This window comes from Pseudanabaena sp. SR411 (genome assembly GCF_002251945.1).
GTDB lineage: Bacteria > Cyanobacteriota > Cyanobacteriia > Pseudanabaenales > Pseudanabaenaceae > Pseudanabaena.
The window spans coordinates 1-23958 of sequence record NZ_NDHW01000166.1 but is presented as its reverse complement, the minus strand read 5'-3'; the positions used below and the strand labels follow the sequence as shown (position 1 = coordinate 23958).

Annotated in this window: 28 protein-coding genes; 14 read left to right on the top strand and 14 right to left on the bottom strand. The window is 43.0% G+C overall.

Features of this window, described 5'->3' with window-relative positions:
- Positions 1-124 precede the first annotated feature (124 nt).
- Complete coding sequence (gene uraH, locus B9G53_RS17050) at positions 125-484, bottom strand: hydroxyisourate hydrolase (protein WP_094534406.1); 360 nt, start codon at positions 482-484, stop codon at positions 125-127.
- 193 nt (positions 485-677) lie between these two features.
- On the opposite strand from uraH, the gene B9G53_RS17045 reads away from it, so the two are divergent.
- Positions 678-1070, top strand: a complete 393-nt coding sequence (locus B9G53_RS17045) for a gamma-glutamylcyclotransferase (RefSeq protein WP_094534404.1) — start codon at positions 678-680, stop codon at positions 1068-1070.
- A gap of 34 nt (positions 1071-1104) precedes the next feature.
- On the opposite strand, the gene B9G53_RS17040 is transcribed toward B9G53_RS17045, so the two are convergent.
- From B9G53_RS17040 to hpxO, 4 genes are read right to left on the bottom strand one after another with little or no spacing between them, the layout of a single operon-like run.
- The gene (locus tag B9G53_RS17040; RefSeq protein WP_094534402.1) at positions 1105-2175 is read right to left on the bottom strand and encodes a ring-opening amidohydrolase; all 1071 of its coding nucleotides are present in this window, start codon (positions 2173-2175) and stop codon (positions 1105-1107) included.
- 38 nt (positions 2176-2213) lie between these two features.
- On the bottom strand, positions 2214-3122 hold the full coding sequence (gene puuE, locus B9G53_RS17035; protein ID WP_094534400.1) for an allantoinase PuuE: 909 nt from the start codon (positions 3120-3122) through the stop codon (positions 2214-2216).
- Positions 3123-3157: 35 nt separating this feature from the next.
- Entirely contained in the window at positions 3158-3628 is a 471-nt protein-coding gene (gene uraD, locus B9G53_RS17030; RefSeq protein WP_094534436.1) for a 2-oxo-4-hydroxy-4-carboxy-5-ureidoimidazoline decarboxylase, read from the bottom strand.
- Between the two features lie 35 nt (positions 3629-3663).
- The gene (gene hpxO, locus B9G53_RS17025) at positions 3664-4833 is read right to left on the bottom strand and encodes an FAD-dependent urate hydroxylase HpxO (RefSeq protein ID WP_094534398.1); all 1170 of its coding nucleotides are present in this window, start codon (positions 4831-4833) and stop codon (positions 3664-3666) included.
- Between the two features lie 217 nt (positions 4834-5050).
- On the opposite strand from hpxO, the gene B9G53_RS17020 reads away from it, so the two are divergent.
- The 3 genes from B9G53_RS17020 to B9G53_RS17010 all read left to right on the top strand — a co-directional run bounded on the left by B9G53_RS17020 (position 5051) and on the right by B9G53_RS17010 (position 8498).
- Complete coding sequence (locus tag B9G53_RS17020; RefSeq protein ID WP_254923697.1) at positions 5051-5587, top strand: adenine phosphoribosyltransferase; 537 nt, start codon at positions 5051-5053, stop codon at positions 5585-5587.
- A 183-nt stretch (positions 5588-5770) separates the two neighbouring features.
- Complete coding sequence (locus B9G53_RS17015) at positions 5771-7420, top strand: FAD-dependent oxidoreductase (protein WP_094534396.1); 1650 nt, start codon at positions 5771-5773, stop codon at positions 7418-7420.
- A 307-nt stretch (positions 7421-7727) separates the two neighbouring features.
- On the top strand, positions 7728-8498 hold the full coding sequence (locus B9G53_RS17010) for a hypothetical protein (protein ID WP_094534394.1): 771 nt from the start codon (positions 7728-7730) through the stop codon (positions 8496-8498).
- Between the two features lie 156 nt (positions 8499-8654).
- Here the strand turns inward: B9G53_RS17010 and B9G53_RS17005 are convergent, their stop codons facing one another.
- Together B9G53_RS17005 and B9G53_RS17000 are read right to left on the bottom strand one after the other, a co-directional pair.
- A complete protein-coding gene (locus B9G53_RS17005; RefSeq protein WP_094534392.1) occupies positions 8655-8990 on the bottom strand; it encodes a type II toxin-antitoxin system PemK/MazF family toxin in 336 nt (111 codons plus the stop codon).
- Positions 8983-9174 (bottom strand): hypothetical protein, encoded by a 192-nt coding sequence (locus B9G53_RS17000; protein WP_094534390.1) that lies wholly within the window; start codon positions 9172-9174, stop codon positions 8983-8985. Before B9G53_RS17000 ends, B9G53_RS17005 begins: the two co-directional genes overlap by 8 nt.
- Before the next feature lie 226 nt (positions 9175-9400).
- Between B9G53_RS17000 and B9G53_RS16995 the strand changes: the two genes are divergently transcribed.
- Both B9G53_RS16995 and B9G53_RS16990 read left to right on the top strand, forming a co-directional pair.
- Positions 9401-9664, top strand: a complete 264-nt coding sequence (locus tag B9G53_RS16995) for a hypothetical protein (protein ID WP_094534388.1) — start codon at positions 9401-9403, stop codon at positions 9662-9664.
- A 5-nt stretch (positions 9665-9669) separates the two neighbouring features.
- Positions 9670-10086 carry a putative toxin-antitoxin system toxin component, PIN family gene (locus B9G53_RS16990; protein ID WP_094534386.1) on the top strand — a complete coding sequence of 139 codons (417 nt, stop codon included), beginning with the start codon at positions 9670-9672 and terminating at the stop codon, positions 10084-10086.
- A gap of 137 nt (positions 10087-10223) precedes the next feature.
- On the opposite strand, the gene B9G53_RS16985 is transcribed toward B9G53_RS16990, so the two are convergent.
- Positions 10224-10979, bottom strand: a complete 756-nt coding sequence (locus B9G53_RS16985; RefSeq protein WP_094534384.1) for a class I SAM-dependent methyltransferase — start codon at positions 10977-10979, stop codon at positions 10224-10226.
- Between the two features lie 49 nt (positions 10980-11028).
- Positions 11029-11427 (bottom strand): DUF4253 domain-containing protein, encoded by a 399-nt coding sequence (locus B9G53_RS16980; RefSeq protein WP_094534382.1) that lies wholly within the window; start codon positions 11425-11427, stop codon positions 11029-11031.
- A 248-nt stretch (positions 11428-11675) separates the two neighbouring features.
- Between B9G53_RS16980 and B9G53_RS16975 the strand changes: the two genes are divergently transcribed.
- Positions 11676-12134 carry a pentapeptide repeat-containing protein gene (locus tag B9G53_RS16975; RefSeq protein ID WP_094534380.1) on the top strand — a complete coding sequence of 153 codons (459 nt, stop codon included), beginning with the start codon at positions 11676-11678 and terminating at the stop codon, positions 12132-12134.
- Here B9G53_RS16975 and B9G53_RS29115 read toward each other — a convergent pair.
- The 3 genes from B9G53_RS29115 to B9G53_RS16965 all read right to left on the bottom strand — a co-directional run bounded on the left by B9G53_RS29115 (position 12131) and on the right by B9G53_RS16965 (position 15581).
- Positions 12131-12268: a DUF6760 family protein gene (locus B9G53_RS29115; protein ID WP_369683004.1), complete on the bottom strand. Its 138-nt coding sequence runs from the start codon at positions 12266-12268 to the stop codon at positions 12131-12133. The genes B9G53_RS16975 and B9G53_RS29115 overlap by 4 nt on opposite strands.
- The gene (locus tag B9G53_RS16970; RefSeq protein ID WP_094534378.1) at positions 12265-12573 is read right to left on the bottom strand and encodes a phage tail assembly protein; all 309 of its coding nucleotides are present in this window, start codon (positions 12571-12573) and stop codon (positions 12265-12267) included. Before B9G53_RS16970 ends, B9G53_RS29115 begins: the two co-directional genes overlap by 4 nt.
- 107 nt (positions 12574-12680) lie before the next feature.
- Positions 12681-15581 (bottom strand): hypothetical protein, encoded by a 2901-nt coding sequence (locus B9G53_RS16965; protein ID WP_094534376.1) that lies wholly within the window; start codon positions 15579-15581, stop codon positions 12681-12683.
- Positions 15582-16031: 450 nt separating this feature from the next.
- Here B9G53_RS16965 and B9G53_RS16960 point away from each other — a divergent pair, with 450 nt between their 5' ends.
- The 3 genes from B9G53_RS16960 to B9G53_RS16950 are packed head-to-tail and all read left to right on the top strand — an operon-like array spanning position 16032 to position 19584.
- On the top strand, positions 16032-16271 hold the full coding sequence (locus B9G53_RS16960) for a hypothetical protein (protein WP_254923696.1): 240 nt from the start codon (positions 16032-16034) through the stop codon (positions 16269-16271).
- Positions 16268-18271: an ATP-binding protein gene (locus tag B9G53_RS16955; protein WP_094534372.1), complete on the top strand. Its 2004-nt coding sequence runs from the start codon at positions 16268-16270 to the stop codon at positions 18269-18271. Before B9G53_RS16960 ends, B9G53_RS16955 begins: the two co-directional genes overlap by 4 nt.
- Positions 18262-19584, top strand: coding sequence for a pentapeptide repeat-containing protein (locus B9G53_RS16950; RefSeq protein ID WP_094534370.1), 1323 nt, complete (start codon positions 18262-18264; stop codon positions 19582-19584). The genes B9G53_RS16955 and B9G53_RS16950 overlap by 10 nt, the downstream gene beginning before the upstream one ends.
- 64 nt (positions 19585-19648) lie before the next feature.
- On the opposite strand, the gene B9G53_RS16945 is transcribed toward B9G53_RS16950, so the two are convergent.
- Complete coding sequence (locus tag B9G53_RS16945; RefSeq protein WP_094534368.1) at positions 19649-20620, bottom strand: 50S ribosomal protein L11 methyltransferase; 972 nt, start codon at positions 20618-20620, stop codon at positions 19649-19651.
- A 188-nt stretch (positions 20621-20808) separates the two neighbouring features.
- Positions 20809-21822, bottom strand: a complete 1014-nt coding sequence (locus B9G53_RS16940; protein ID WP_094534366.1) for an agmatine deiminase family protein — start codon at positions 21820-21822, stop codon at positions 20809-20811.
- Positions 21823-22029: 207 nt separating this feature from the next.
- Between B9G53_RS16940 and B9G53_RS16935 the strand changes: the two genes are divergently transcribed.
- From B9G53_RS16935 to B9G53_RS16920, 4 genes are all read left to right on the top strand, one after another.
- Positions 22030-22407: a hypothetical protein gene (locus tag B9G53_RS16935; RefSeq protein ID WP_094534364.1), complete on the top strand. Its 378-nt coding sequence runs from the start codon at positions 22030-22032 to the stop codon at positions 22405-22407.
- Positions 22408-22589: 182 nt separating this feature from the next.
- Entirely contained in the window at positions 22590-22841 is a 252-nt protein-coding gene (locus B9G53_RS16930) for a hypothetical protein (RefSeq protein WP_094534362.1), read from the top strand.
- A gap of 5 nt (positions 22842-22846) precedes the next feature.
- Positions 22847-23212 carry a type II toxin-antitoxin system PemK/MazF family toxin gene (locus B9G53_RS16925; protein ID WP_094534360.1) on the top strand — a complete coding sequence of 122 codons (366 nt, stop codon included), beginning with the start codon at positions 22847-22849 and terminating at the stop codon, positions 23210-23212.
- Positions 23213-23461: 249 nt separating this feature from the next.
- Positions 23462-23812: a DEAD/DEAH box helicase gene (locus B9G53_RS16920; protein ID WP_217901612.1), complete on the top strand. Its 351-nt coding sequence runs from the start codon at positions 23462-23464 to the stop codon at positions 23810-23812.
- The last annotated feature ends 146 nt before the right edge of the window (positions 23813-23958 follow it).

Sequence of the window (23958 nt, the reverse complement as noted above, 5' to 3'; positions counted from 1 at the left end):
TATCCAAATTACTGCGATTAAACTTTAGATTTGCGATCGCTTTCTGTATTACAGATTACAAAGAATTTGCCTGTTAACAAAGCTCAAATTTTTGTAGGGGTAGCTTCGCCGCTCCACCAAAGAACTAACTACCGCGATAAGTGCTGTAAGCCCAAGGTGAAACTAGCAGAGGCACATGGTAGCGATCGCTTGCATCAGCAATACCAAATCGCACAGGAACAACTGTCAAAAAACTAGGCTGAGGTAGAGATAGAGCATAGCCTTTAAAGTAGTCGCTAACGTAAAAACAAATTTCGTATATACCAACTTTAATCTCATTTTCATTTAACAAAAGTTCATCTGTTCTACCATCATTGTTGGTATATAAAGTTTTGACTAATTGTTTTTGACCAATGCTAGCGATCGCCCATAGTTCAATCTCCATATTTCTGGCGGGACATCCATGCACTGTATCAAGGACGTGAGTTGAAAGTTTCCCAGACATAATTTCACAAATCACTATTTTAATAAGTGGCGCGAAGCGCCACTTATTAAAATATTCTACTTCACAAGCGTATACTGTATACACTAGACTTGTATAGCAAGCCCAAATGATTTGAGAGAGTTCGCCCCGACGGGGCGAACTCTCTCAAATCATTTAGGACCAAAATTAATCTACAAATTCATCAGCTCTATTTATGACAGCATCCAACGGGACAAGACGAGTATTTATTTGTGGTTCGGCTCTACGCGGACAGCCTGATCATGGGAATTTGCAAGGCGCAAAGTTTATCCGTCCAGCAAACACCCAAACTCGCTATCGACTTCATTCGGCTGGCGACGGCTGGCATCCTGCGATTTATGAAGTAGAAACAGGTGGGATCTCAATCCCTGGAGAAGTCTATGAGATGCAAGCTGATGAATTTGACTACCTTGCTAGTAATGAACCGCCAAATATGTACCCTGCGGATGTTTATTTAGAAGATGGAGAGGTTTTAACCGCTTTTCTCTATCCTCAAGAACTAATTGAGAAGTTTAATTGGAAAGATATCTCTCATCTTGGTGGATGGGCTGCTTATAAAAATGCATAGATTAAGAAAAGGGTTCGCAAAGCGAACCCTTTCTTTAATCTATGCGAGCGATCGCGGCAACTGGCCCCCCACCTGAAGGTCCTTGATGTTCCGCACCTCCTGAGACATAAACCATCGGATCTTGCACGATAGAAGCTACTACTGCGCCAACCACAGCCCTTGCCATGCGCGTATGGTTGATGTCGGAGTCATCCATCATTGTGTGTCTTCTGCCCAAAAGCTCTCCCGATGGATCAGCTTCAGCTTTTGCGAATATATTTACGATCCGATCGCTTGTTTGCCCTGTGGAGGCGATCGCCTTGATCACGGCTTGAGCATCTAGGGCATGTTGCATCACACTATGACCAATCACAAAATTGCTAGTGGATGTTGGCGCATTCCCTAATACCAAAATCTCACAGTTTCGTAACTCTACCCCTGCGGATGTGGAAGCAACTGCGGAATATAAAGCATAATTTTGGCAAATATCGGCGGCTGTGAGATCTTCTAGTTGAACTTCACCTAAAGCCACTGCTACGCCTAGCGCTGAGGCTCCACGAGAATAACCCATTGACTGATAGCTAGTTATCGATTTACTGACTGATTTTGCATCGTGATCTTCATCGAGTAAGCGATCGCGACTGGTGACCAATGGACATTTAATCTGGACAAAATGCACATCATCTTTGGCAATTCCCGCAGCAGAGATCGCTTGATTTACGGCTAGGGCAACTTCTTTGACCATGGTTAACGAGCCAATTTCCGCAGGGGTAAAATCACGGGTATGAATCACTCCCAAGGTTAAAGCCATACGGGTTGGTATGTCTGGCGATGAAGGTTGACTGGTAAAAATTGTCAAATGGGGGCTTAAGGCTCCCTCAGTTCCCCCAGACATGACATAGACGATCGCCGCAGATTTTTCCTGACCCACAAAATTCGCAAGGTAGTTCTTTAAAGTTTGCACCGCAAAGCCGCGTGTGAAGTCATTAACACAGCCATTTCCTTCGGTCTTTCCCATAATCGCCACAATTTGCTGGGGATTAATTTTGCCTGAAGCGATCGCCGCCTCTAGAGCCGTGAGATCATCAGGACTATTTTGAGGAAGCTTATATACATCTACTTTCATTGTTTTTTATTTGAGATAGGGTTTCGTGTCGCCGTTCCTTATGCTGGTTTATGATGCTTGTGCCAATGATGGGCAATGTCAATACGACGACAAATCCAAACGCGATCGCGACTCTGCACATAGTCCAAAAATTTCGCCAGTGCTGCCGCTCTCCCTGGTCGTCCGACTAATCGGCAATGCAAACCGATGCTCATCATTTTTGGTGATGCGTCGCCTTCAGCGTAGAGAACATCAAAGGCATCACGCAAATAGGCAAAGAACTGATCCCCTGAATTAAAGCCTTGGGGTGTAGCAAAACGCATATCGTTATTGTCGAGGGTATAGGGAATGACTAAATGGGGCTTGCCATATTCATAATTCCAATAGGGAAGGTCATCGGCATAGCTATCGGAATCATAGAGAAATCCCCCTTCTTCAACAACTAAACGACGTGTATGCTCACTAGTGCGTCCCGTATACCAACCGAGGGGGCGTTCTCCTGTTACTTGTGTATGAATAGCGATCGCCTTTTGTAAATGTTCGCGCTCTTGTTCAGGCGAAAAATATTTGTAATCAATCCAACGATAGCCATGACTAGCAATTTCCCAATCTGCCTCCAGCATGGCGGCGACAGCTTCAGGATTACGAGCGAGAGCCATGGCAATACCGTAAATAGTTACAGGAATATTGCGATCGCAGAACATGCGATATAAGCGCCAAAATCCTGCGCGACTACCATATTCATAGCAAGATTCCATATTCATATGGCGCAACCCATTAAAAGGAACAGCACCCACAATTTCTGACAGAAAGGTTTCTGATGCACTGTCTCCATGCAGGATACAGGTTTCGCCACCTTCTTCATAATTAATCACAAATTGGACAGCAACACGGGCGTTATCTTGCCATTTCGCATCGGGAACAAATCTCCCGTAGCCAATCATGTCTCTTGGATATGTCATGGTTATATATTAGTGATGGATAATTCGTAATTCGTAATTGATTAGCTGCTAACCGCCAAAACTAAACGCCATCTAGCAATTTCAATAATTTCTTTAATCGCTTGTTGTTTTTCTACTTCCAGATTGTTCTGAAGTCTTTGCTCAAAAGCTGCAAGAATACTGTCTTTGGTATTGTTGCGAACAGCAATAATAAAAGGGAATGAGAACTTCTCTTTGTAGTCTTGATTAAGATTTTGAAAGCGATCGTATTCTGCGGCGGAGAGTTGATCAAGTCCGACAGTAGATTGCTCCTTTACCGATGCTTCCGCCATTTTGAACTTACTGCCCAGATCGGGGTGAGCGCAAATTAACTTTAATTTCTCAGCATCACTCATTTTCAAAACGATCGCTGCCATGATTTGATGCAAATTTTGGACATCATCAAAAGGACGCGATCGCCATGCTTCGGCGGCTATTTCTGGGGTATGTTCAAAGATTGAACCGATCGCTTCGGTAAATTCTGATTGGCTCATTTGATTGAGCATCGCGATCGGATAGCTTGAATTACTCAATGTAAGGGTCCTCCGCTAATAATTTTGGCGATCGCCTTAGTTACATCCAAGGGATTTTCTTGAGCAAGTTGGTCATACCACTTTTGGGTAACTTCAGGCTCTTTGCCGTGAATGGTTTCCGCACGATTTCGCGCTTTGTTGACGATTTCTGTGGTGCGAACCTTACGTTCTGCTTCGTATCGCCTCAGCGCATCGGGAACACTCACATTGGTGGAGGACAAATAATTGGCTAACACCCATCCATCTTCGATCGCTTGGCATCCACCCTGACCGAGATCGGGACAAGTCGCATGAGCTGCATCACCCAGTAAAGCTACTCGACCTTTGACCATCTTGGCGATCGGACCCACATCATGAATCTCTACACGAGCGATGGATTCAGGATCAAGGCGATCAATGAGTAACTGCACTGGTTTTGCCCAACCTTGGAAATGTTGTTTTAATTCATCTCTATAGTTAGCAACATCATTAACGGTTCCTTTGGGTAAAGGTACATCAAAAAAGAAATAGAAGCGATCGCCTGATAAAGGCATCATCGAAGCACGTTTATGTTCCCCCACATAAATTGACCAAGTATCCGCTGCTGCAAGATCTGTACTAATTGGCACTAGTCCATTCCAATTGACATAGCCAGCGTATTTAGGTTCGACAGATTCATTGAGAATATACTGACGGAGGAGAGAACGTACTCCGTCGGCTGCTACCAGTAGATCCCCTGTAGCAGTACTACCATCTTCAAACTTGGCTGTGACATCACGAAAGCCATCGAGAATTCCGATACATTTAGCGTCAAGAGTTAACTTACCACCTAGAGATTCAAAGGCTTCTAGCAGCACATTTTGTAAATCTCGCCTTGCTACAGGATAGGGACGTTGCCCAACTTCTTCGACTAACGGTTGCAATGAAATATGATTGAGGACATTTCCCGAAAGGTGACGGTATTCCATGTAATGCATTTGCCCGCCGATCGCCCCTAGCTGTTGACCTAAACCAAGGCGATTGAGGACTTTGACTCCATTTGACCAAAGCGAGATCCCTGAACCAATCGGACGCAGATCCCTTACCCGATCGTAGATTTCCACTTCATACCCAGCTTGTCGCAAGGCGATGCCCGTGGTGAGTCCACCAATACCCGCACCGATGACAATCGCTTTTAAGCCATACATCGCAACAAATCCATATATTTTGTATACAGTATACATGCATATTTTTTGATGCACATCAAAATTTCAATAAAAAATGAGAGATGGCACTTTGCACTATCTCTCATTTAATACATAAAGAGCCACCTCTACTTAGGTATAGGTTATAAAACCGCAATATTGTTATGTTCCATGCGATCGCGGATACAGATAAAATTGTGAAGCTCTCTAGCGATCAACGATGGTCAAATCTTCTATGGACTTTAAAAGCATTATTCGCGATATTCCTGATTTTCCACAGCAAGGTATCATTTTCCGAGATATTACGCCCTTATTAGCTCATCATGATGGTTTAACAGCAATCATCCAAGACTTTAAAACAAAATTTGCCGAATTGAATATTGGAGAGATCGATTGCATTATCGGGATTGAGTCGAGAGGATTTATCCTTGGCGCAGCGCTTGCTATGGCTTTAGGTTGTAGTTTTGTACCAGTCCGTAAACCCAAAAAATTACCTTCGGCAGTATTTCGGGTTGAATATTCTTTGGAATATGGAACTGACACCTTAGAGATGCATCAAGATGCTCTTGCTGTAGGTGAGAGAGTAATTATCATTGATGATGTGATCGCTACAGGTGGCACTGCGGCTGCTACAGCCAAACTAATTAAACAAGCTGGAGCAGAATTGATTGGGTATGGATTTTTAATTGAGCTAGATTTTCTCAATGGCAGAAAAGCATTACCTGAAGTACCGATTGTTTCGTTAGTAAATTATTGATGTTAGGTGGAAGGAATTCCTTAGATCGCAAAATCTAGTACTGGCACGGGGGCGCAGCCCCCCTACAAAATCCGAATTATTCAGGTAGATGCTACTTAGGCTAGAGTAGGACTCCTAGATGTTTACTTTTGCTCATCTAGCACCTTGTCCCCACAGCTTTTGCTCAATCAAGAAAATAGAACTATGTCTACAGACCGCAAACGGATTTTGATTATCGGTGGCAATGCGGGGGGAGCCTCCTGTGGAGCGCGGGCGCGGCGTTTATCAGAGACAGCAGAAATTATTGTTTTTGAGCAAGGTTCGTTCGTATCCTTTGCTAACTGCGGATTACCCTACTATATCGGCGATGTGATTACCGATGAGAAAAAGCTACTGGTGGCGAATGTTGACTTGTTTCGAGATCGCTTCAACATTGATGTGCGATTAGAGAACGAAGTCATGGCAATCGATCGCGAGGCGATGCAGATTACGGTTAAAAACCACCAAACAGGTGTGGTCTATCAAGAATCCTATGATGCGCTAGTCTTAGCGATTGGAGCGGCTCCGATCCGTCCGCCATTGGCAGGGATCGATTTAAAGGGAATCTTTGTGGTGAGAACGATCCCTGATAGTCGTCAGATTCGGGCGTGGATTGACGACCATCATGTAAAACGCGCAGTGATAGTCGGAGGAGGATTCATTGGTTTGGAGATGGCTGAAAATCTGGTTAATCGAGGTGTTGAAGTAACTCTGATTGAATCGCAATCACAGGTAATGTCTCCCCTCGATCCCGAAATGGTGGTTGCGGTACAGGAAAAAATGCGATCTCATCACGTCAATTTGGTGTTAGGCGATAGCGTTAGCAAATTTGAACGCAATAATGACGGTCTATCTGTCACCACAAAATCGGGAGCGATTCATGCTGCTGATATCGTTATTCTGGGCATCGGTGTACGTCCAGAGACAGCATTGGCAAAAGCCGCAGGTTTAGAAATTGGCGATCGCGGTGGGATTCGGGTCAATGAGCAGATGCAGACTAGCGATCGCCACATCTGGGCGGTGGGAGATGCTGTTGAGGTGAAAGACTTTGTGACGGGTGAATGGATATTAATTCCCTTAGCGGGGCCTGCAAATCGTCAGGGACGGATTGCGGCAGATGTAATTTGCCATCGCGATAGTACTTTCCGAGGCGTACAAGGAACTTCAGTTTGCGGTGCATTCGGACTGACAATCGCATCTATGGGAGTCAATGAGAAAACCCTGAAACGATTAGGCTGGGAATACGAAAAGGTTTATCTCCATCCAATCCACCATGCTGGATATTATCCCAACGCGAAACCGATTGATTTAAAACTTCTATTTTCAAAGCAGGATGGGCGGATTTTGGGAGCGCAGGCGGTAGGAGAAGAAGGTGTAGAAAAACGCATTGATGCGATCGCGATCGCCATGCAAATGGGTGGAACCGTATTCGATCTTGAAGAAGCGGAATTATGCTATGCGCCCCAGTATGGTTCGGCAAAAGATCCTGTAAATATGGCAGGGATGATTGCGGCAAATTTCCTTAGAGATGATGCTCCCTTAGTTCATTGGGAACAACTCTCGGATCTTGATGGGAGATTACTCCTTGATGTTCGCGGTGTTGATGAGTTTGAGGCAGGGCATAGCCTCGGAGCCGTGAATATTCCGTTACCGCAGTTGCGCGATCGCTTAAATGAGCTAAATCCAGAGCAGGAGATTTGGGTTTATTGTCAGGTCGGACAGAGAGCCTATTACGCCACGCGGATTCTGCGTTTAAATGGATTTAAGACTTATAACTTGAGTGGTGGTTTTAAAACTTCTCAAGCATTTTCATAAACTTCTGAAAAGGGTGGAAATAATTTGAGGGTCTGGGCGATCGCTTAGAAATCACGACTCATGGTAATAGTGATTTCTTGGAATTTACATTTTGGGCACTGGTCAGTTAAAGCGTGATCGACGAATTTCGTCCTTTTTATCGTCATTAAATGGTCGTTTCAGCACCAATCCCTAATTAACTGACCAATGCCATAAATGTCCTATGACATTTTTTGAGATAATACATTTTCTAGGTAGATAGAAAAAGCATTTAGCATTGACACCTTAATGAATGCTAAATTATTTAGTACGATAATACTTTTTCCTAATGACAAGTAAATCAAATCGCAATCTTACCGATGATATTGAAGCTCTCCTTGCAACAACAGCAAGACAGTTTGCATCAGAAGGTTTAGCACGAGAGGTAGCAATCCTTGCAAATGCTGAGTATGATCTCCAGTGGCAAAAACAGAATTGGGAAGTAGATGTTTATAATCTGTATCTACAAATTCCTAGCTGGCTTCACTCACAAATCTCTAATAAAATTAGTGAATATGAAAATAGAATTCTTAACAAAGCAAGTGATCTTCTCAAGCCTTATCCAACAGATGAATTAGGTTGGGTTAGTATTAGTCCTCTTTTAAGGGCTGATGAGGGATGGCGTGAGAAAGCGAATAATTGGATAACTGGTAAAGGCGTAAATAATCAAGGTCGCGTTAGGTCTAATAACATACCATCAAAAAATGAGGATGGACTTCTTTTTCGTTCTCAAAATGAAGTGCTTTTTTACAAAGCACTCAAAGCACTCGGAATATCTTTCGCCTCACTACCAGTTTTTATTAGGGGCGGGCAATCATACAAGAGAATTGAACCAGATTTCGTTATTATCAGTAATGGCATTATGCTGGTTGTAGAGATAGATGGTGATACCGTACATCAAGAAACACCAGCAGAAGCACATGATAGAACAACTATGCTTGCTCATGAAGGTGTACAAATTGAAAGGATTCGGGCATCGGAGTGCCAAACCCAAGAGCAGGCTCATATCTGTGCAAAAAAAATATTACAAATTATTAATAAGATTAAATCTTCAAGATAAGCGACAGAAAAATCATATTTGAGAACAGTGGATGATCAAACCCTTTAACAGATAGATTGTTGAAGCTATCGCCTAAAAATCACGACTCATGGTAACAGCGATCGGCTTTATGGAGATGAATGTTGAGGCGATCTCCTTTCTCAAAGTTTTCCATTATTAGTCTTCATCTTCTTCGGACTCAAATCCCAACCATACTAGTAAAACATCTTCTAAGTCTTCCATTTGCTCTGATGTTAGCTCTCCCAGTTTGCGTAAAAGTTTGGCATGAGGGATTGTGATGAGATTTTGTACGTCAAAAGCGCCTTCTCGTAAAAATTTAGCTTTCACTTTTACTTCAAATCTGGAATCGCGCAAACTTGTTGTATGTGGAACTAGGGTTACTAATGCTCGATCCCTATCTAGCGCTGGGATGCTAACAACTAAACATGGTCTGACTTTGGCGACATAGCCAAGATCGACTAGCCAAACTTCTCCACGATGGGGACTATTCATAAGCTAGTTCTTCTTCATCTAGTGTTAGGAAGATATCCTCGGCATTGAGCGTTAATACTTCGTCAGATAATGGTTCAAAGTCTAAATAAACTGTACGCCTCAGAATTTCTGACAATAAGTCTAGTCTTTCTGAGTACGTTAGGTTGTCAAAGGTGTTTAGAAGCTCTTGTACTACAGCAGTCATAGCTTTATTCCTTAAGTTATATTTTATAGATTAACATGATCGCCACTTTACAAAAATCAAACAGCGATCGCACTACAGCAAAACATACAATTGATCGGTGATCGCCTAGAAATTACGACTCATAGTAATAGCGATCGCCACAGTCGTATTCCCCGCCATCATCTCCTATTTCCTAAAGGTTCAAGTAATATGATATAGAATTTATTTAGTGCTACCGCCTATAGCTATGACTATTAAAGAACAAATTATTCAAGAACTTGACCGCATCCCTGAGTCTTATTTGGAGCAAGTGCTTAGTTTTTTGTATTCTTTAGAACTTCCACTGACTCATGATGTTGAGCAGTTAAGCAAGGCGGAAGCAATTATCCAAAACGGATTAAATACGGCGCTATCCAAGCCAAAGCGATCGTCATCGGAAATCTGGGCAGAATTTGCATCTATTCGCAATAGAATTTCTGAAAGTGTTGCAACAACCGAGCAGAATTTGTAAACAAGATGTTAAAAGTTGTTATTGACACTTCAGTATTTGTTTCTGCACTACTATCTAAATCTCAAGTAAGCTCACCGTATCTAGTTTTACAAGCTTGGCAGCAAGGCAAGTTTACTCTGGTTATGGCTCCCCAGCTACTTCAAGAACTCGTATTGAAACTATTACAGCTTGGAGTGCCTGAAGCAACTATTGAAGAATTAGTCAGCGTGATTGGTGAAATTGCTCTGCATATCTCTGGTGCTTATGAAGCTACTAGATTAGACAAAATCGACCCAGATGACAATAAATTTTTGGCGGCTGTTTTTGAAACAAAAGCTGATTACCTTATTTCTTTGGACAATCATTTACTCTCTATTAAGTACTATCATGGCACTCAAATATTAATTCCTCGTCTATTTTTAGACGCAATAGCGATCGCCTAGAAATCACGACTCATGGTAATAGAGATCGCCTTTAGAAGATAGATTGTTAGTGCGATCGCCACAGAATAGCCGTATTTTCTTGGGTTATTATGTTCGTGGGATTATTCCTTTTTAAGGGCAGAGTGCTACAAATATAATCACTGTCGTACTTGCAGCACATAGAACGTATATCCATAAAAGTCGCTAAATCTCTCAAATAGGTTCATCTCCTCTTCAATTTCATCGATAACTAATTGCATGACAGGTGAAATTTCCACCTGACGCATCCGTTCGCGCAGTGGTTCGTAATAATTTTTCCACCAAGCCCGACTTGGCAGCCGATGCGTAGAAATCACCTTAAATCCAGAACGATGCGCCCGATAGCTATTTTCAGCCTCATTAGCAATCATCGGATAGGCATTTTGCCAATACAAAGCCGCAGGTTCTGGCACATGATCGGCAAACCAACTCATTTCCGATATAACCGCAATGCCAGTGTTTGTGAGCAGCGATCGCCAGATTGTCAGAACTTGCTCAAACCCAAGATTATAAGCAGCCCCTTCAGACCAAAGTAAATCAATCGAACCATCTGCCCAATCAAGCTTTGCCATGTCACCATGAATTGGTTTGATCAGATGCTCCAGTTCACATTGTTTCGCACGAATCTTGAGTTCATCAATAAAAACTAATGCAAAATCTACCGCCATAACAGGGCTTTGATAATATTGTGCAAGTAGCAACGCACCAGCACCACTCCCGCATCCCAGATCGGCTATCTGCGGATGGGGAGGTAAAGTAGAGAGGTTGCTCAAAATATTGAGTGAGAAGGCATTGTCGCCAGGTCCTTTCCGTTCAATCCCTCGATGTAAATCAATCAAAGCGTCAATGTACTCGGTTTGAGGATCTACACCCATTTAGTCTTTCCATTCTGATTTAGATTTTATTCTCTTGGCTGTAACTATTTTAATCCCACCATAAAAATAATTCTTTGGTCGAGATAAGTGATCGCTTCAAAATTTCCAAACCATAGTTTTCATCGTCAAAGTCAATTCCTGCAATCAATTCCTGCAATTCTGCTGAAATCTCTTGCTGAGATTCTTGGAGCATATTGATCATGTCATCGGTACAGCCAAACCCTTGATCAATTGTATCAGGACAAAATTCGTAAATATCTAGGGCAAGATCGGTTAGATCATCAGGTAAGTTGCTAAAGGTCACTATTAATTGATCAGAATCCACTTCAGATAGTTCTATACCATATTGGGCATCCCAAACCTGAAGCTTCTGGATGATATCCGCAGTATCAAGATCATAGTTACAGCCATTTGTTCCCTTATCTAGAAGTCTTTGATACTTGTCCATAATTTTTGCTGATTCAAACATGTAATGCAACGGATTCAGGAATCATATAACAGTTTTTAACAGGTGCGATAGTCAAAAGATTTTTCGACCTGTGACTTGTCAGATCAACTATAGATTCCAATTGTACCCATAAAGCAAGAAGATACAATAGAAGCGATCGCCAAGATTGAGAATGAAGCATAATTAAAAATAAGATTTTATATATTCTCCAAATATTTTTATTCCCAACAGCTTTTTGAGGATTAGCAATGTTACGTAATTACTTTTTGTTGGGCGCGATCGCCTTACCGCTATGTTTTTCATTAGCTCAAGCAGCGATCGCTGATCCTGTTAGCCAATTGCTAGAAACTAGAGCTTGTCCAGAATGTGAGTTAAGTAATGCTAATCTCTCGGAGGCTAAACTTAATGGCGCAAATCTGAGCTTAGCTAAAATGCGCGCCGCCGATTTGCGTAAGGCAAACTTAATTGGTGCAAATCTGATCGGCGCTTATTTAAAGGATGCCAATTTTCAGGACGCAAATCTGCGTTGGGCTAACTTCACTAATGCAGACCTAGAGAATGTGGATTTTCGAGGTGCAGACTTGCGGGGAGCCAAGTTTAATGCGGCTTTATTAAAGGATATTAATGCTCAAAAAAGTATTTTTTGTCGCACGATTATGTCTGACGGTAAGCTGAATAATCGCGATTGTCGTTTGTCGGGTGATTAACGTAGGCGCATAATCTCATTCACCCAGCGCAGGCGTTCGGCATGGGTGAGGTTGAGAATATCCTCCCTTGACCAATGGAAGTAAAAAGCAATAAAGGCTACCTCCTCGTATAACCGTTCCGAGGGGTAGCCTATAACTCCCCCACTGTATTTAAGTTCTGCTGTTGCAAACTTCCAAATAGATCTTGTAAATAGAGAAAGTCTGGCAAAAATAGTTGCTCTAGTTGTTGGGCGGTGACTCTATTTAAATTACCCAATTTAGCGATCGCTTGAACCAACAATAAAAAGACAAGATCAGTATCGGGATTCCGTCTAGACAGATCCTGCACAATCATCTCATCTTGAGCGGTCAACAGTTTCATCTTGCCCTGATTGTGTACTTCTCCATTGGCATCAATTAATCCTTTGGGCAACGTAAAATCAAATTCTTCAACGATCATAATTAATTAATTTCAGTAGTTTTTTCTTTTCCCCTCTCCTTTTCAAGGAGAGGGGTTAGGGGTTAGGTTCTAGTTCTTCTCTGTAAGGAGATAGGTGAAGTATGATTTTATTTTTGGCTTGGCGGAACCTCCGATGGTGTGAGTGTGCCGCCAGATCGCTGATTTGGAGATGTATTTGGAATTAATGGAGAGTCAATCTCAGGAACATCGGGAGGTAAAGCGATCGGTGGAGTTTCTTCAGGTTTAGGGGCAGGTGGTGGCGCGATCGTTTGGATAATGAAGGAGCGCATAATCATCTGTCCATCAGGATTGGTAACTCTTAAGATATAGGTTACTTCTGCGGACTTGGGACTTAATGGCAAAGCTAACTGTCCGACAGCAGCGACATTTCCGGGGGCAGGAAGTAGATCGATTTTTGCCGATGCCGAAGCTTCGACTTTCCAAGAGAGCGTGAGAATAGTGGGAATATCGGGATTGAGATTGAAGGAATATTGCGGTAAGGCATCTTGTCCATTTACTTTCAGTTCGAGAATCTTGGCGGGATATGGCGCGATTTTGGTAATCTCAGTTTTTTTAGTGACAGGAACTGCTTTGGGATCAACAGGTGGCTTGCTTGGAACGATCGCTAACTCAAAAATGTAATTACTTGAAGCCTTGGCTTCGGTTGGCACATTTTTGCAAATCATTTGATCATTGGAAATAGTGCAGTAAGGACGTAGCGATCGCGGTAAGCCCTCAGTGAGTACAAACCGCAATGGTGGACTCTTGATTTCACCTTCAGGCGATCGCCCTACGAGGGTTAACTCCCTAACTTGGCTGGTGTTAGATATGCTCCAGTTGAGTCGGACTTCGTTATCAAGATCGGGCTTAGGTCTGACTATTCTTGGTTTGGCTGCGCCTTGAGAAATGCCAATCGCCGTATAGAATACCTGTTTGTCTAAAGCGATCGTGATCGAACTTGGCTCGGTGAAATTAGGAGTTGCTGCAACATTTTCAGGTTTAGGAGCGGTTGGTGCAGGAACCGCAGGTACACTTCCCAATGGCGCAGTTTGGACAGGGGCAGGGACAATGGTGGGTAGAACTGGTTTGGATTCTGTATAGAGAGGTTTCGTTGAGGCAAATTCCAAAATCTCAGCCTGTGGAACTGGCTCTACTAAAATCTTAGTGGTTTTAACCAGTGGAATAGTTCTAGTTTTCGGATTTTTCGATGATAGATTCATCTGAAAAATATACTGACTAGGCTTACGCGCATCAGTTGGCACGTTTTGACATAATAACTCGCGATCAATTACACAATATTCTTTTAATTCTGGGGGAATTCCTTTACTAAAGTTATAAACTACAGGCTGACTGAGGAGTTTCTCATCGGTGGACAGTCCCTCCACCCTAATTTCACGTAACAACTCAGGATAAGTGATCCGCCAACGTAGGCGAATCGCTTCATTAGATGCTTCTTGATAGGTGGATGCCTCGGATGTGAACTCAACCGCTTGCGGCACATCGGGTGGTCGAAAGAAGAACCACCAAATCAAAAAGATAATTACTCCAATTAGCCCCAAAATCCCAATGATCAGTAAAACAAAATGCCACCAAGGACGGGCTGGCAATAATAAACTACCGAGATAGCGATCATTGGGCAGTAGTGCGCCTTGTTTATCTTCAACTTCGATAATGAAGTTTAGATAGCGATCGCTTAAAAAACGGGGCTTACATTTTTTCGTCGTTTCAATTTCAAGGTTGATCCTTGCAGTGCCATAGGGAGCGATTTTAATTTCTTCATGGGTCAAGGTATAGAGCAGCAATCCATCTTGTTCAGGGCTAATCGTTCTCAGGATTAATTCACGAGCGATGTTGCCATTACTTTTAAAACGCATTTCATAAAGAGAAGGCTGATTGATAACCCTCGTCAGCAAAGTCAGTAGTTGAATATCTAGTTGATAGGTTGGCAGAATCTCAAAATAAGCAATATCTAATAACGTTAAGTCGGGATTGTTATCCGAATGAACGCGAATTGTCGGCGCATAAATCCCAGCCCACACATCCAAGGGAGGCTTGAAAATTATCGTGACTTGTCCTTGGGTATCAGGATTGAGAGGTAAACCTTCGGCGGCTTCGACCACACCTACGAGCGCTAAGCCTTCAGGATAGTAAATTGAAACCCATTTCGGATCGAGGTCGGGAACTGTAACCCGAAAGCGATCAACTCGTTCGGAACGATTGGAAATGGAAATGAGAACTTGCCAGATTTCACCCGATCGCAAGGGATGGGGATTGTCAGAGGAGGTGCGCGGCAGGGTGACAAAGGTAGGATCGTTGACTCTAACTACTTCTTGGATTGAAGGGAGAACAATGACCTTACCCTTGTACTGGATTGGGGTATGTTCTGGATAATGCTGAGGTGCATCAATAATTAAGGTGTAGTTATAATCATCGGGAAAGGTCGTCGGTGGTACTTGAATCAGGAATACCACCTCACAGCTTTGCCCCACACTCAGCGCCAAGCTCTCCGACGGAAAAGCACACCAAGGATAAATGGAGCTAGAGTCTTGATCAAGCGCCACACTGATTACAGCACTGCGATCGCCTTGATTAGTGACTGTGACGCATAGCTCAAAACTTTCGCCAGTAGTAATTGATACTGTCCCTGATGGGTTGAGGATAATCGATAACGGTCGGATAGCCGATGAGACCGACGACATTGCTTCTAAGGTTTCGTTACTTTGTTGACGACGAAAATCAATTTCGTAGTAGGTAATACCCTGCATCTGGCGGGCTTCAACAAAGCCTTGGCTAATTAAGTCTGTAACCTCAGTACGTGTCTCTTCTAGTTCAGCTTCAATATAAGCCGCGATCGCCTCCAACGTGGACTGGCGTTGGCGCATAATCCAATTAATAATTTGCTGTTGCCGCGTGGATAGGGTCAGTATATCCATCATATCCATTCCTGCATTTTGCTCGGTGTCGCTGTTATCGGCATTTGAGGCAAATATGGTTGGTTCACTCCTCATATCTTGTGCAGGATCTTTATATGAATAGGACGAAGGTTATACTAAGAATACAACCCAATGCATTCTGAAAAGTTTAAGTAATGACAAATTGTCAAATTAATCGGCAATTCTAATTATGAAACCAATTTTAGGGTTTTCAGCACCCTAGACGCTAAAAACCCTAAAATTGGTTTTGATGCAAGTCAGCCGAAGACTAACTTGCATCAAAACCAATTTTTATAATGAGAATTGCTGCAAATTGATAGGGGTGTTAGGCAGAAATGATACAACCATTTACAATTAAACAAGGTCATAATTTGCCATAGGATTATGATACAGAAAATCGTGATTTGCTATCAATCTATCGATACAACAGTCTTTCCCACCCAAGAAACCAATTTTTGAAGGGGTGTCAAAGCCGCGCTATCAAAAATTAGTTTCTTGCAAGCAGTATTATCGTCAAACTGAGTAATGACTACCATGAATGAAGATGAACTTAGACAACGCCTAAATCTGGAAATGGAGACTATGAGTGTCAATAAGCTCACAGAATTGGGAAACCTTGCTGTATCAATGGGCTTAATTGCTGGGCATGGATTTCACGGTGGAAAATATGAAATTTTGCGACAGGGAGAGGCGATTTTGCTAGCAGTTAACGAAGCGGAAACCTATCTGGAGCAAATCATCAAAACGGTAACTGAAGAAGCATGATCGTATCTTCAAATATATCAACCATCTCCGCCGATTGGCTAAAGCACAGCCAACGCGATCTGTTTTCGGCGATCGCCAAAATTCGCTTAACCTTAGAGCAAAAAATTGCATTAGCAAAAGGTGAGATTTTAGAAGATTCAGTTACATCTAATCCCCAAAGCCCTCAATTTGATAGTCATCTGCAACGACTATGTGAAAATTTTAGTCTTTCAGAGTTTGAAAGAGATGTGCTGCTGCTATGTGCAGGTATGGAATTTGATCCAAACTGGGGATTGCTTTGTGGCGAAGTTGTCAATGACTCAAAGCAATCCTATCCCACCTTTAGTCTGGCGATGTCCCTACTAGATCATGCCGACTGGTCAGCCCTCTCCCCCGCCGCAAATTTACGTCGATGGCATTTAGTAGAGATTGGGGCAGGGAACGCGCTCACATCTAGTCCCTTGCGAATTAATGAACGGATTTTGCATTATTTAATGGGAGATCAGCATCTTGATGAACGCTTACTCAAACTGTTAGAACCTGTAATTGCTAATTCTGTCCAGATTGAATCCCATCAACAAATCATGAAACAGGCGATCGCCACTTGGCTAAAGGCCTCGGAGGTAGATGGGGCAGAGATCTTACCAGTTTTGCAACTATGTGGCGAAGATGTGGCTAGCAAAATCGCGATCGCTACTGATGTTTGTCTAGATTTGGGATTAAACCTTTATAAAATACCTGCTAGCTTACTGCCCCATGATTTAAGTAATCTTCAACTCATTGCTCAGCTATGCGATCGCGAATATACGCTGAATGATATGGCTCTATTATTAGACTGCGATCGCGATGAAGCCCCTAATCAAAATCAAGATATGGCGATCGGCTATCTGATCGAGATTCTGCAATGTCCGATGATCATTAGTAGTCAAACCCGTCGTCGCCAACACCAACGGACAATCATTACCTTTGACGTGCAATCGCCTTCCATCAATGAGCAGCAAACACTGTGGGAAGAATCTCTCCGTGATCTAGATAGCGATACCAAAGATTCGCTCAATGGTTACATTCATGAACTCGTCTCTTATTTCAATCTCTCACCCACACATATTTACAACGCTTCTCTCAAAGCCAAAAGCTCACACCAACTGCAATCTAACCATACCTTCCATCAAACCCTCTGGAATGCCTGCCGCGCTCAATCCCGTCCCCGCCTTGATGAACTTGCTCAAAGTGTGGAAACAACCGCGACTTGGGAAGATCTGATTTTGCCATCTAAGGAAAAATTTGTGCTGCGTGACATTGCAGCGCATGTGCGCCAACGCTTAACTGTCTACGAAAAATGGGGATTTGCAGGTAGAAGTCGGCGCGGATTGGGGATTAGCGCTCTGTTTGCTGGTACAAGTGGCACTGGGAAAACCATGGCGGCGGAAGTATTAGGCAATGAGTTACAGCTTGATGTCTATCGCATTGATCTCAGTTCGGTAATTGACAAATATATTGGTGAAACCGAGAAAAATCTCAAACGTATTTTTGATGCTGCGGAAGGTGGCGGCGTGATTCTGCTCTTTGATGAAGCGGATGCTCTCTTTGGCAAGCGCACTGAAGTTAAAGACAGTCACGATCGCCATGCCAATGTCGGGGTTAGCTATCTGTTACAAAGAATGGAGGCTTATCGCGGTTTAGCCGTACTCACCACTAATCTAAAAAATTCCCTCGATCAAGCTTTTTTAAGACGCTTACGCTTTGTCATTCAGTTTCCCTTTCCCGATGCGGAACAACGCACTGAAATTTGGCGTAGAGCTTTCCCTGAGAAAACACCGACGCAGGATCTGGACTATCTCAAACTTGGTAAACTCAGTGTTGCGGGTGGTAATATTCGCAATATTGCCCTTAACTCAGCTTTTATTGCGGCGGATCACAATGAAGCTGTACAGATGAAACATATCTTGCAAGCTGCCAAAATTGAGTATATTAAACTCGAAAAGCCAATGATGGATGCGGAGATAAAAGGATGGGTATAGTCAAAAAGGCGATCGCTATTTCTGCTCTCTTCGTCATCACGACAGCGACATCAGTATTTGCTGCTAATCAAAGTCATGTTGAGCAACTGATCAAAACTAAAGAATGTTCAGAATGTGACCTGCCCGATGCCAGACTCGCAGGAGCCGACTTGATTAATGCCAATATTCGGGATGCCGATCTTCGCAAAGCCGATATGCGTGGGGCGAAGTTAGATGGCGCAAAGTTTATGCGCGCAAATATGCTGGGGGCAGATCTGCGGTTTGCGCTGTTGTCGGGAGCCGATTTTTTAAATGCTAATTTGCTTGAAGCTAAACTCGAAGGCGCAAATCTATTTAGAGCAAATTTCAAATATGCCAATCTCGAACGCGCTATTCTCAATCAAGCTTCTCTAAAAAATGCGGATTTACAATTTGCGAAACTAATTAGCGCCAAAATCGATGGTGCTAATTTTGAAAACGCTAATTTGGGACTAGCTGATTTGGAAAAAGCCGATCTTACTAATTCTCGGCTCAAACGCGCCAATCTTCGCCGCGCCAATTTTAGTGAAGTGAATCTGACCAGAGCAAATCTGGAAGGAACTAGTTTACAAGGAACAACTTTTGCGGGAGCAAATTTATTCCATACCGATCTGCGATCGAGCAAAATCGATAGTGATACGTTTTTTGATCCAAAATGGTTTCTCGTATGGAAAATTGTCAATCAGCGCGTTGATGGTCAAACTCTAGTAGCAGCGGATTTGTCGGGTGGGAATTTTGAGAAAGCGAACCTTGCAGGGGTTAATTTAGAAGATGCGAACTTCACCCAAGCCTATCTATTTATCACGAATCTCAGACGCAGTAATCTAGTGCGGGTCAAGTTTAATGATGCCAATCTCCGCTATGCCGATTTAACCAAGGCAAATCTCACGGAAGCAGACTTTAAAGGAGCGCAACTTTCCGATACAAAGCTAGAGGGAGCTAATCTCCGCCTTGCCAATTTACGGGAAAGCATCATCAATGAGGAGACAATTCTCGATCGCAAGTGGCGTGTAGTTTGGGAAATCGTCAATCGTGGTGGTGAAGATCGTAATCTCAGGGGCTTCGATCTATCGGGTGCGAATTTACGTTTAGCAAGGTTACGAGGAGCGCAGTTAGTGGATGCCGATCTCAATCAATCAGACTTACGTGGTGCAGATTTTGTGGGCGCAAATTTACAACGGACAAATCTATCGGGAGCAAATCTCACAGGAGCAAATCTGCGGGGTGCGGTGTTGCTAGGTGCAAATTTTTGCGGCGCGACGATGCCCGATGGCACGGTAGGAAAATGTAAGTAGAGGATCTAGATAATTCTTAAATACCGATCAATCGATCATTAAAGCCCTGCCCGATAAGAAGGAATTAAAAAGTTTTATCGCGAATACGATAGGCGATCGCGATCCATTCGTTCATGTGAATGCGATCGCATAGTTCAAACCCTGCTTCAATCATGGCTTGAGTTACATCTTCGGCGCGATCGCTGGTATAGCCTGCGGTGATTAAGGTTCCTGAATGTGTAGAAGTATTGCGTAGAGCCTTGTAAAATTCGGCGGCAAGGGAAATGTGAACTCGCGCAAAAATATTCGCAACAATCAGCTCGAATTGTCCATTAGCCTGAATTTCAGGAACAGACTCAATGCTATCACCACCCATCCAATGCCCTAGCTGGCTAGCACTGCCGAGGCTAGCGCATGTGACTGTAACCTTTTGCGAGACTTGATTGCGTTCTACTGCGTCCTGAGTGGCGGCTACGGCGATACGATCATTATCAATTGCTAAAACCGTTGCACCAAGCTTTGCTAGAGCTACACTAAGAATTCCTGAACCTGAGCCAAGATCGAGAGCTTCAATAGATGGCTGAGTATGGTTTGCTATTAGGCGTTCTATTAGTTGCAAACTAAGAATGGTAGCGGGATGAAGTCCACTCCCAAAGGCGAGACTATTTTGAAGGCGGAGAATAATCTCTTGGGAATTACTAGTTTGATAGTCAGCGTCAGCAGATAGAACCACAAAGCGATCGCCTATACGCCTAATTAAATAATTTTCAGGATTCCGTTCTATTTGAGGAGGCTTTTGATCAACGATGAAGGTTTGCAATTCACTAGTCATGCCTGTGCGATGGAGTGGCTTGAGTAGGTCAGCGATCGACTCTATGCGTTGATGGATTTGAGCATCCTCAAGTAGGTACATTTGGATCGTGAATGTCCATTGAGGATGGCGATCGCGATATTCGCTGATGTGCATATCTTCAGCAGCGATCGCTTTGGCGAGTAAGGTACATATCCAATCAACGGCTTCGTTGGTGGTATCGAGGTTCAATTCTATCCATGACATAATTATGCTCCTAAAGAAGAGGGTTTAGCATTTGCAATTAAGATTTCTGCGGAGAGTTTGAAAATTGTGTCGCAAATGCTAAACCCCTACGATTACAGATGAGATATATGTGGTAGGGGCAAAGCCTTCCCGCAGCAATTTTCCAATTTTCAGATCGGTTCAATTTGGGAATGCTTTGCCCTCTTTTATTATTGTGGTTGATGACAGGTAATACAGTGGAATGCACCACCACCTAAGAGAATATGCTTTGCTGAAAGCCCGATCGCTTTGCGGTTGGGAAATTGCTTGGCGATTTCCTGCACTGCTGACGCATCATTCTGTGCGCCATAGGTGGGAATAATCACGCTGTCATTGGAGATATAGAAGTTAAGATAACTGGCGGGCATGATTTCGCCTTCGTCATCGAGAACGAGACTTGGTGAAGGGATTTTAACTACATTTAATTTATGCCCTTGAGCGTCGGTCATCGCTTCTAATTGAGCAGCAATATTGTTGAGAACTTGATAATTAGGATCGTCCTCAGAGGTTGGTTGCATACACATGACAGTATGGGGAGCAATAAAACGTGCGATCGTGTCGATATGCCCGTCGGTATGGTCATTGAGAAGCCCTTCTTCAATCCACAGTACCTTTTCTACGCCCAAAGCATTTTTTAATCCCAATTCGATCGCCTGTTGATCCATCTGCGGATTACGGTTGGGATTGAGTAGACATTGCTTAGTGGTGAGACAGGTTCCTGCTCCGTCAACTTCGATCGCGCCGCCTTCGAGTACCCAGTCAAATTCAAATTTAGGTATGTCAAGGGTTGCGAGGATATTCGCAGCTACGCGATCGTCATGTTCTAGCAGATATTTGCCACCCCAACCATTCCATTGAAAACGCAAAGCCCCCAGTTTTCCATCTGTATTTTTGACATAGATTGGTGTGATATCGCGCATCCAGATGTCGCCAAAGGGAATCTGATGAAAGCGCACGGGTAAATCCCCGAGCAGTTCTTTGGCTAGAGCCGCAGTTTCTTCGAGTACTAGGATTTCTAGCTTTTCGGATGTGGCGATCACTTTGGCAAGGGCGACAAATTCGGCTTGGACGATATCGAGATATTCTAACCACAGGTCGCGATGGCTGGGGAAGGCTAGCCAACAGGCGGTGTGGGGTTGCCATTCGGCTGGCTGTGAGTAGCCCAAGGTTTTGGGGTGATCCATGACGGTTGCGGTGTAGTTAATAATCCATCGGAAATCCTACCTTTATTTTGGGCGATCGCGCTATCGACAAGGATACTTGCCTTAAAAAAATTAGAAAACGGGACGCAAAAGCATTATCCTAAAAATAGTGGGTGTGGTGGTTTAATTTTAGGTTTGATTTTTTGCTTTTAAAATATATAGTTCAGGTTTGCAGCCTAATAAATAAAAATGAGTACAGTTAATAACGAGATACGTCTGCTCCTAAATTTGTGGGGTTTGGGGAATGGTCAGGGGCTAGTCAAGAGGAGTGAGCTTTTGCGTCCTTATAAGGGTAAGGAGAAGAAGGCGGTGTATGAAGTTAGTTTGAATGATCTGGCTGAGCGTGGGGCGATCGCTTTGACGATGGATAAGAAAGTGCCGAAGTTGTCGCTGACGGATGCGGGTTTGCAACAGTTGGCGACGGGTTTGCTGTCGGCGGATTTTGGGTTTGAGGGGCAGTTGGTTGGCAGTCGGTTGGCGAATGCGGCTTTGAGATGGTTTAGGCAATATCAAGGTGTGGCGGTAAATGCTGAGGCGATCGCCCCTAAAATCTCTACAGATGAATGAATTTAAGTCTGTGGACGTTTAAGATTGACTAACTAGAAAAGCGATCGCTCCTAGCTGATTCTTTACAGATTTGTGAGTAGGGCGTTCGCCTCTTTATAATCTAGGTGAAATAATTTCTGTGAAGGTAAAGCGCGATCGCAAGCAAGTAAAATAAAGAGATTAGTTATTCTAGGTTTATGGTTATGACCTTCACCGAGTTATTGCCAAATCTCCAAAGACTAAACCCTTCTGATAAGCTTAGGGCTATTCAGTTTTTGGCGACTGAATTATCAAAAATAGAAAATTTTGCTACCAATGATATGGAGTCTCAATCTTGGTTAGAGGCAGATTTGGTTAGTGATTTGCCTGAGTATGACTGGGGTGAAGGGGGTATACCAAATCTGAAACCTGTGGAATATGTTTCTGGTATTGGTTTAGTGGTCAAGGCAGGATAGATAGTTTGAATAACCAACTTCTCAAATGTGGTGATGTTGTTTTTGTTAACTTGCCGTCTCATAATCCTAAAGGACATGAACAGGAAGGAAAAAGACCTGCTGTAGTTGTTGGTGTACCTTTGGGAGATGTACGTTATCCTGTGGTAGTTGTAGTTCCATTGACTACTCAGTTTGGTGTCTGGGTCAAGAAAAATTCTGTACTGTATCCAATTATTCAAGCTGGAACTGCGGGGCTACCTCAGAAATCAGTGGCTCTGTGCGATCAACTAAGGGCGGTAGATATCCAGAGGGTGATTGGCTATTTGGGCAGCTTAAGTCTTAATGAATATTTGCCGATTATTGACGGTGTAAAGCAAGTTTTAGATCTGTAAAGTTTAAATGTCTTTAACCCTTAGAAAATTTAGAAAAAAGGCATAAAAGTATTATCCTAAAAACAGTGGATGTGATATTTTTTAGGTTTGATATTACTCTAACTTCTGCAAATTTCTGGATAATAGTCCTCAAAGGCTATCAAGGTTAAATTTATAGGAACTAATTTATCTAAATCTGCTGGCTGATATACATAAAGGTTAGTTTAGGCAACAAAAATGCTCAACAGTTATTTATTCTACGAGGTTTAAATGGTAAAGTTTCGCACATCTACATCTGAAGAATCAAAACCAGATTCAATAGCAATAATGTTCATGGATCTAGCTCGTGATCCATCTGTAAAATATTTATATGCTCATCAAGACAGAGTACTGGAAGGATATTATCAATATCATCTTCAAAGTAGAGATTTAGCAATTGAGTTACCAACAGGGACAGGAAAAACTCTGATTGGGCTTCTTATTGCTGAGTATCGTCGTAGAGTAATGAAAGAGAGAATTGTTTTTTTATGCCCAACGAAACAGCTTTGCTTTCAAGTTAATGAACAGGCTCGTCGCTATGGTATAGAACCCATTTGGTATCTTACTCCCTTCCCGCTGTAAGGCATGGTAAAATATGAAATAAAAAGACAGTAAAAAAATGAACCAAAACGAAGCGCTTCTGAACAAGCCGTTAGATCACGAAGATTGGCAGAAGCAGTTCAATCGACATCAACAAGAGTACCTAAGGCATCGATTGGAAGCAATCA

Bases quoted from the DNA above. Each gene is read 5' to 3' on its own strand.
- uraH (WP_094534406.1), bottom strand. From the start codon at position 484: ATGTCTGGGAAACTTTCAACTCACGTCCTTGATACAGTGCATGGATGT.
- B9G53_RS17045 (WP_094534404.1), top strand. From the start codon at position 678: ATGACAGCATCCAACGGGACAAGACGAGTATTTATTTGTGGTTCGGCT.
- B9G53_RS17040 (WP_094534402.1), bottom strand. From the start codon at position 2,175: ATGAAAGTAGATGTATATAAGCTTCCTCAAAATAGTCCTGATGATCTC.
- uraD (WP_094534436.1), bottom strand. From the start codon at position 3,628: ATGAGCCAATCAGAATTTACCGAAGCGATCGGTTCAATCTTTGAACAT.
- hpxO (WP_094534398.1), bottom strand. From the start codon at position 4,833: ATGTATGGCTTAAAAGCGATTGTCATCGGTGCGGGTATTGGTGGACTC.
- B9G53_RS17020 (WP_254923697.1), top strand. From the start codon at position 5,051: ATGGTCAAATCTTCTATGGACTTTAAAAGCATTATTCGCGATATTCCT.
- B9G53_RS17015 (WP_094534396.1), top strand. From the start codon at position 5,771: ATGTCTACAGACCGCAAACGGATTTTGATTATCGGTGGCAATGCGGGG.
- B9G53_RS17010 (WP_094534394.1), top strand. From the start codon at position 7,728: ATGACAAGTAAATCAAATCGCAATCTTACCGATGATATTGAAGCTCTC.
- B9G53_RS17005 (WP_094534392.1), bottom strand. From the start codon at position 8,990: ATGAATAGTCCCCATCGTGGAGAAGTTTGGCTAGTCGATCTTGGCTAT.
- B9G53_RS17000 (WP_094534390.1), bottom strand. From the start codon at position 9,174: ATGACTGCTGTAGTACAAGAGCTTCTAAACACCTTTGACAACCTAACG.
- B9G53_RS16995 (WP_094534388.1), top strand. From the start codon at position 9,401: ATGACTATTAAAGAACAAATTATTCAAGAACTTGACCGCATCCCTGAG.
- B9G53_RS16990 (WP_094534386.1), top strand. From the start codon at position 9,670: ATGTTAAAAGTTGTTATTGACACTTCAGTATTTGTTTCTGCACTACTA.
- B9G53_RS16985 (WP_094534384.1), bottom strand. From the start codon at position 10,979: ATGGGTGTAGATCCTCAAACCGAGTACATTGACGCTTTGATTGATTTA.
- B9G53_RS16980 (WP_094534382.1), bottom strand. From the start codon at position 11,427: ATGGACAAGTATCAAAGACTTCTAGATAAGGGAACAAATGGCTGTAAC.
- B9G53_RS16975 (WP_094534380.1), top strand. From the start codon at position 11,676: ATGTTACGTAATTACTTTTTGTTGGGCGCGATCGCCTTACCGCTATGT.
- B9G53_RS16970 (WP_094534378.1), bottom strand. From the start codon at position 12,573: ATGATCGTTGAAGAATTTGATTTTACGTTGCCCAAAGGATTAATTGAT.
- B9G53_RS16965 (WP_094534376.1), bottom strand. From the start codon at position 15,581: ATGAGGAGTGAACCAACCATATTTGCCTCAAATGCCGATAACAGCGAC.
- B9G53_RS16960 (WP_254923696.1), top strand. From the start codon at position 16,032: ATGACTACCATGAATGAAGATGAACTTAGACAACGCCTAAATCTGGAA.
- B9G53_RS16955 (WP_094534372.1), top strand. From the start codon at position 16,268: ATGATCGTATCTTCAAATATATCAACCATCTCCGCCGATTGGCTAAAG.
- B9G53_RS16950 (WP_094534370.1), top strand. From the start codon at position 18,262: ATGGGTATAGTCAAAAAGGCGATCGCTATTTCTGCTCTCTTCGTCATC.
- B9G53_RS16945 (WP_094534368.1), bottom strand. From the start codon at position 20,620: ATGTCATGGATAGAATTGAACCTCGATACCACCAACGAAGCCGTTGAT.
- B9G53_RS16940 (WP_094534366.1), bottom strand. From the start codon at position 21,822: ATGGATCACCCCAAAACCTTGGGCTACTCACAGCCAGCCGAATGGCAA.
- B9G53_RS16935 (WP_094534364.1), top strand. From the start codon at position 22,030: ATGAGTACAGTTAATAACGAGATACGTCTGCTCCTAAATTTGTGGGGT.
- B9G53_RS16930 (WP_094534362.1), top strand. From the start codon at position 22,590: ATGACCTTCACCGAGTTATTGCCAAATCTCCAAAGACTAAACCCTTCT.
- B9G53_RS16920 (WP_217901612.1), top strand. From the start codon at position 23,462: ATGGTAAAGTTTCGCACATCTACATCTGAAGAATCAAAACCAGATTCA.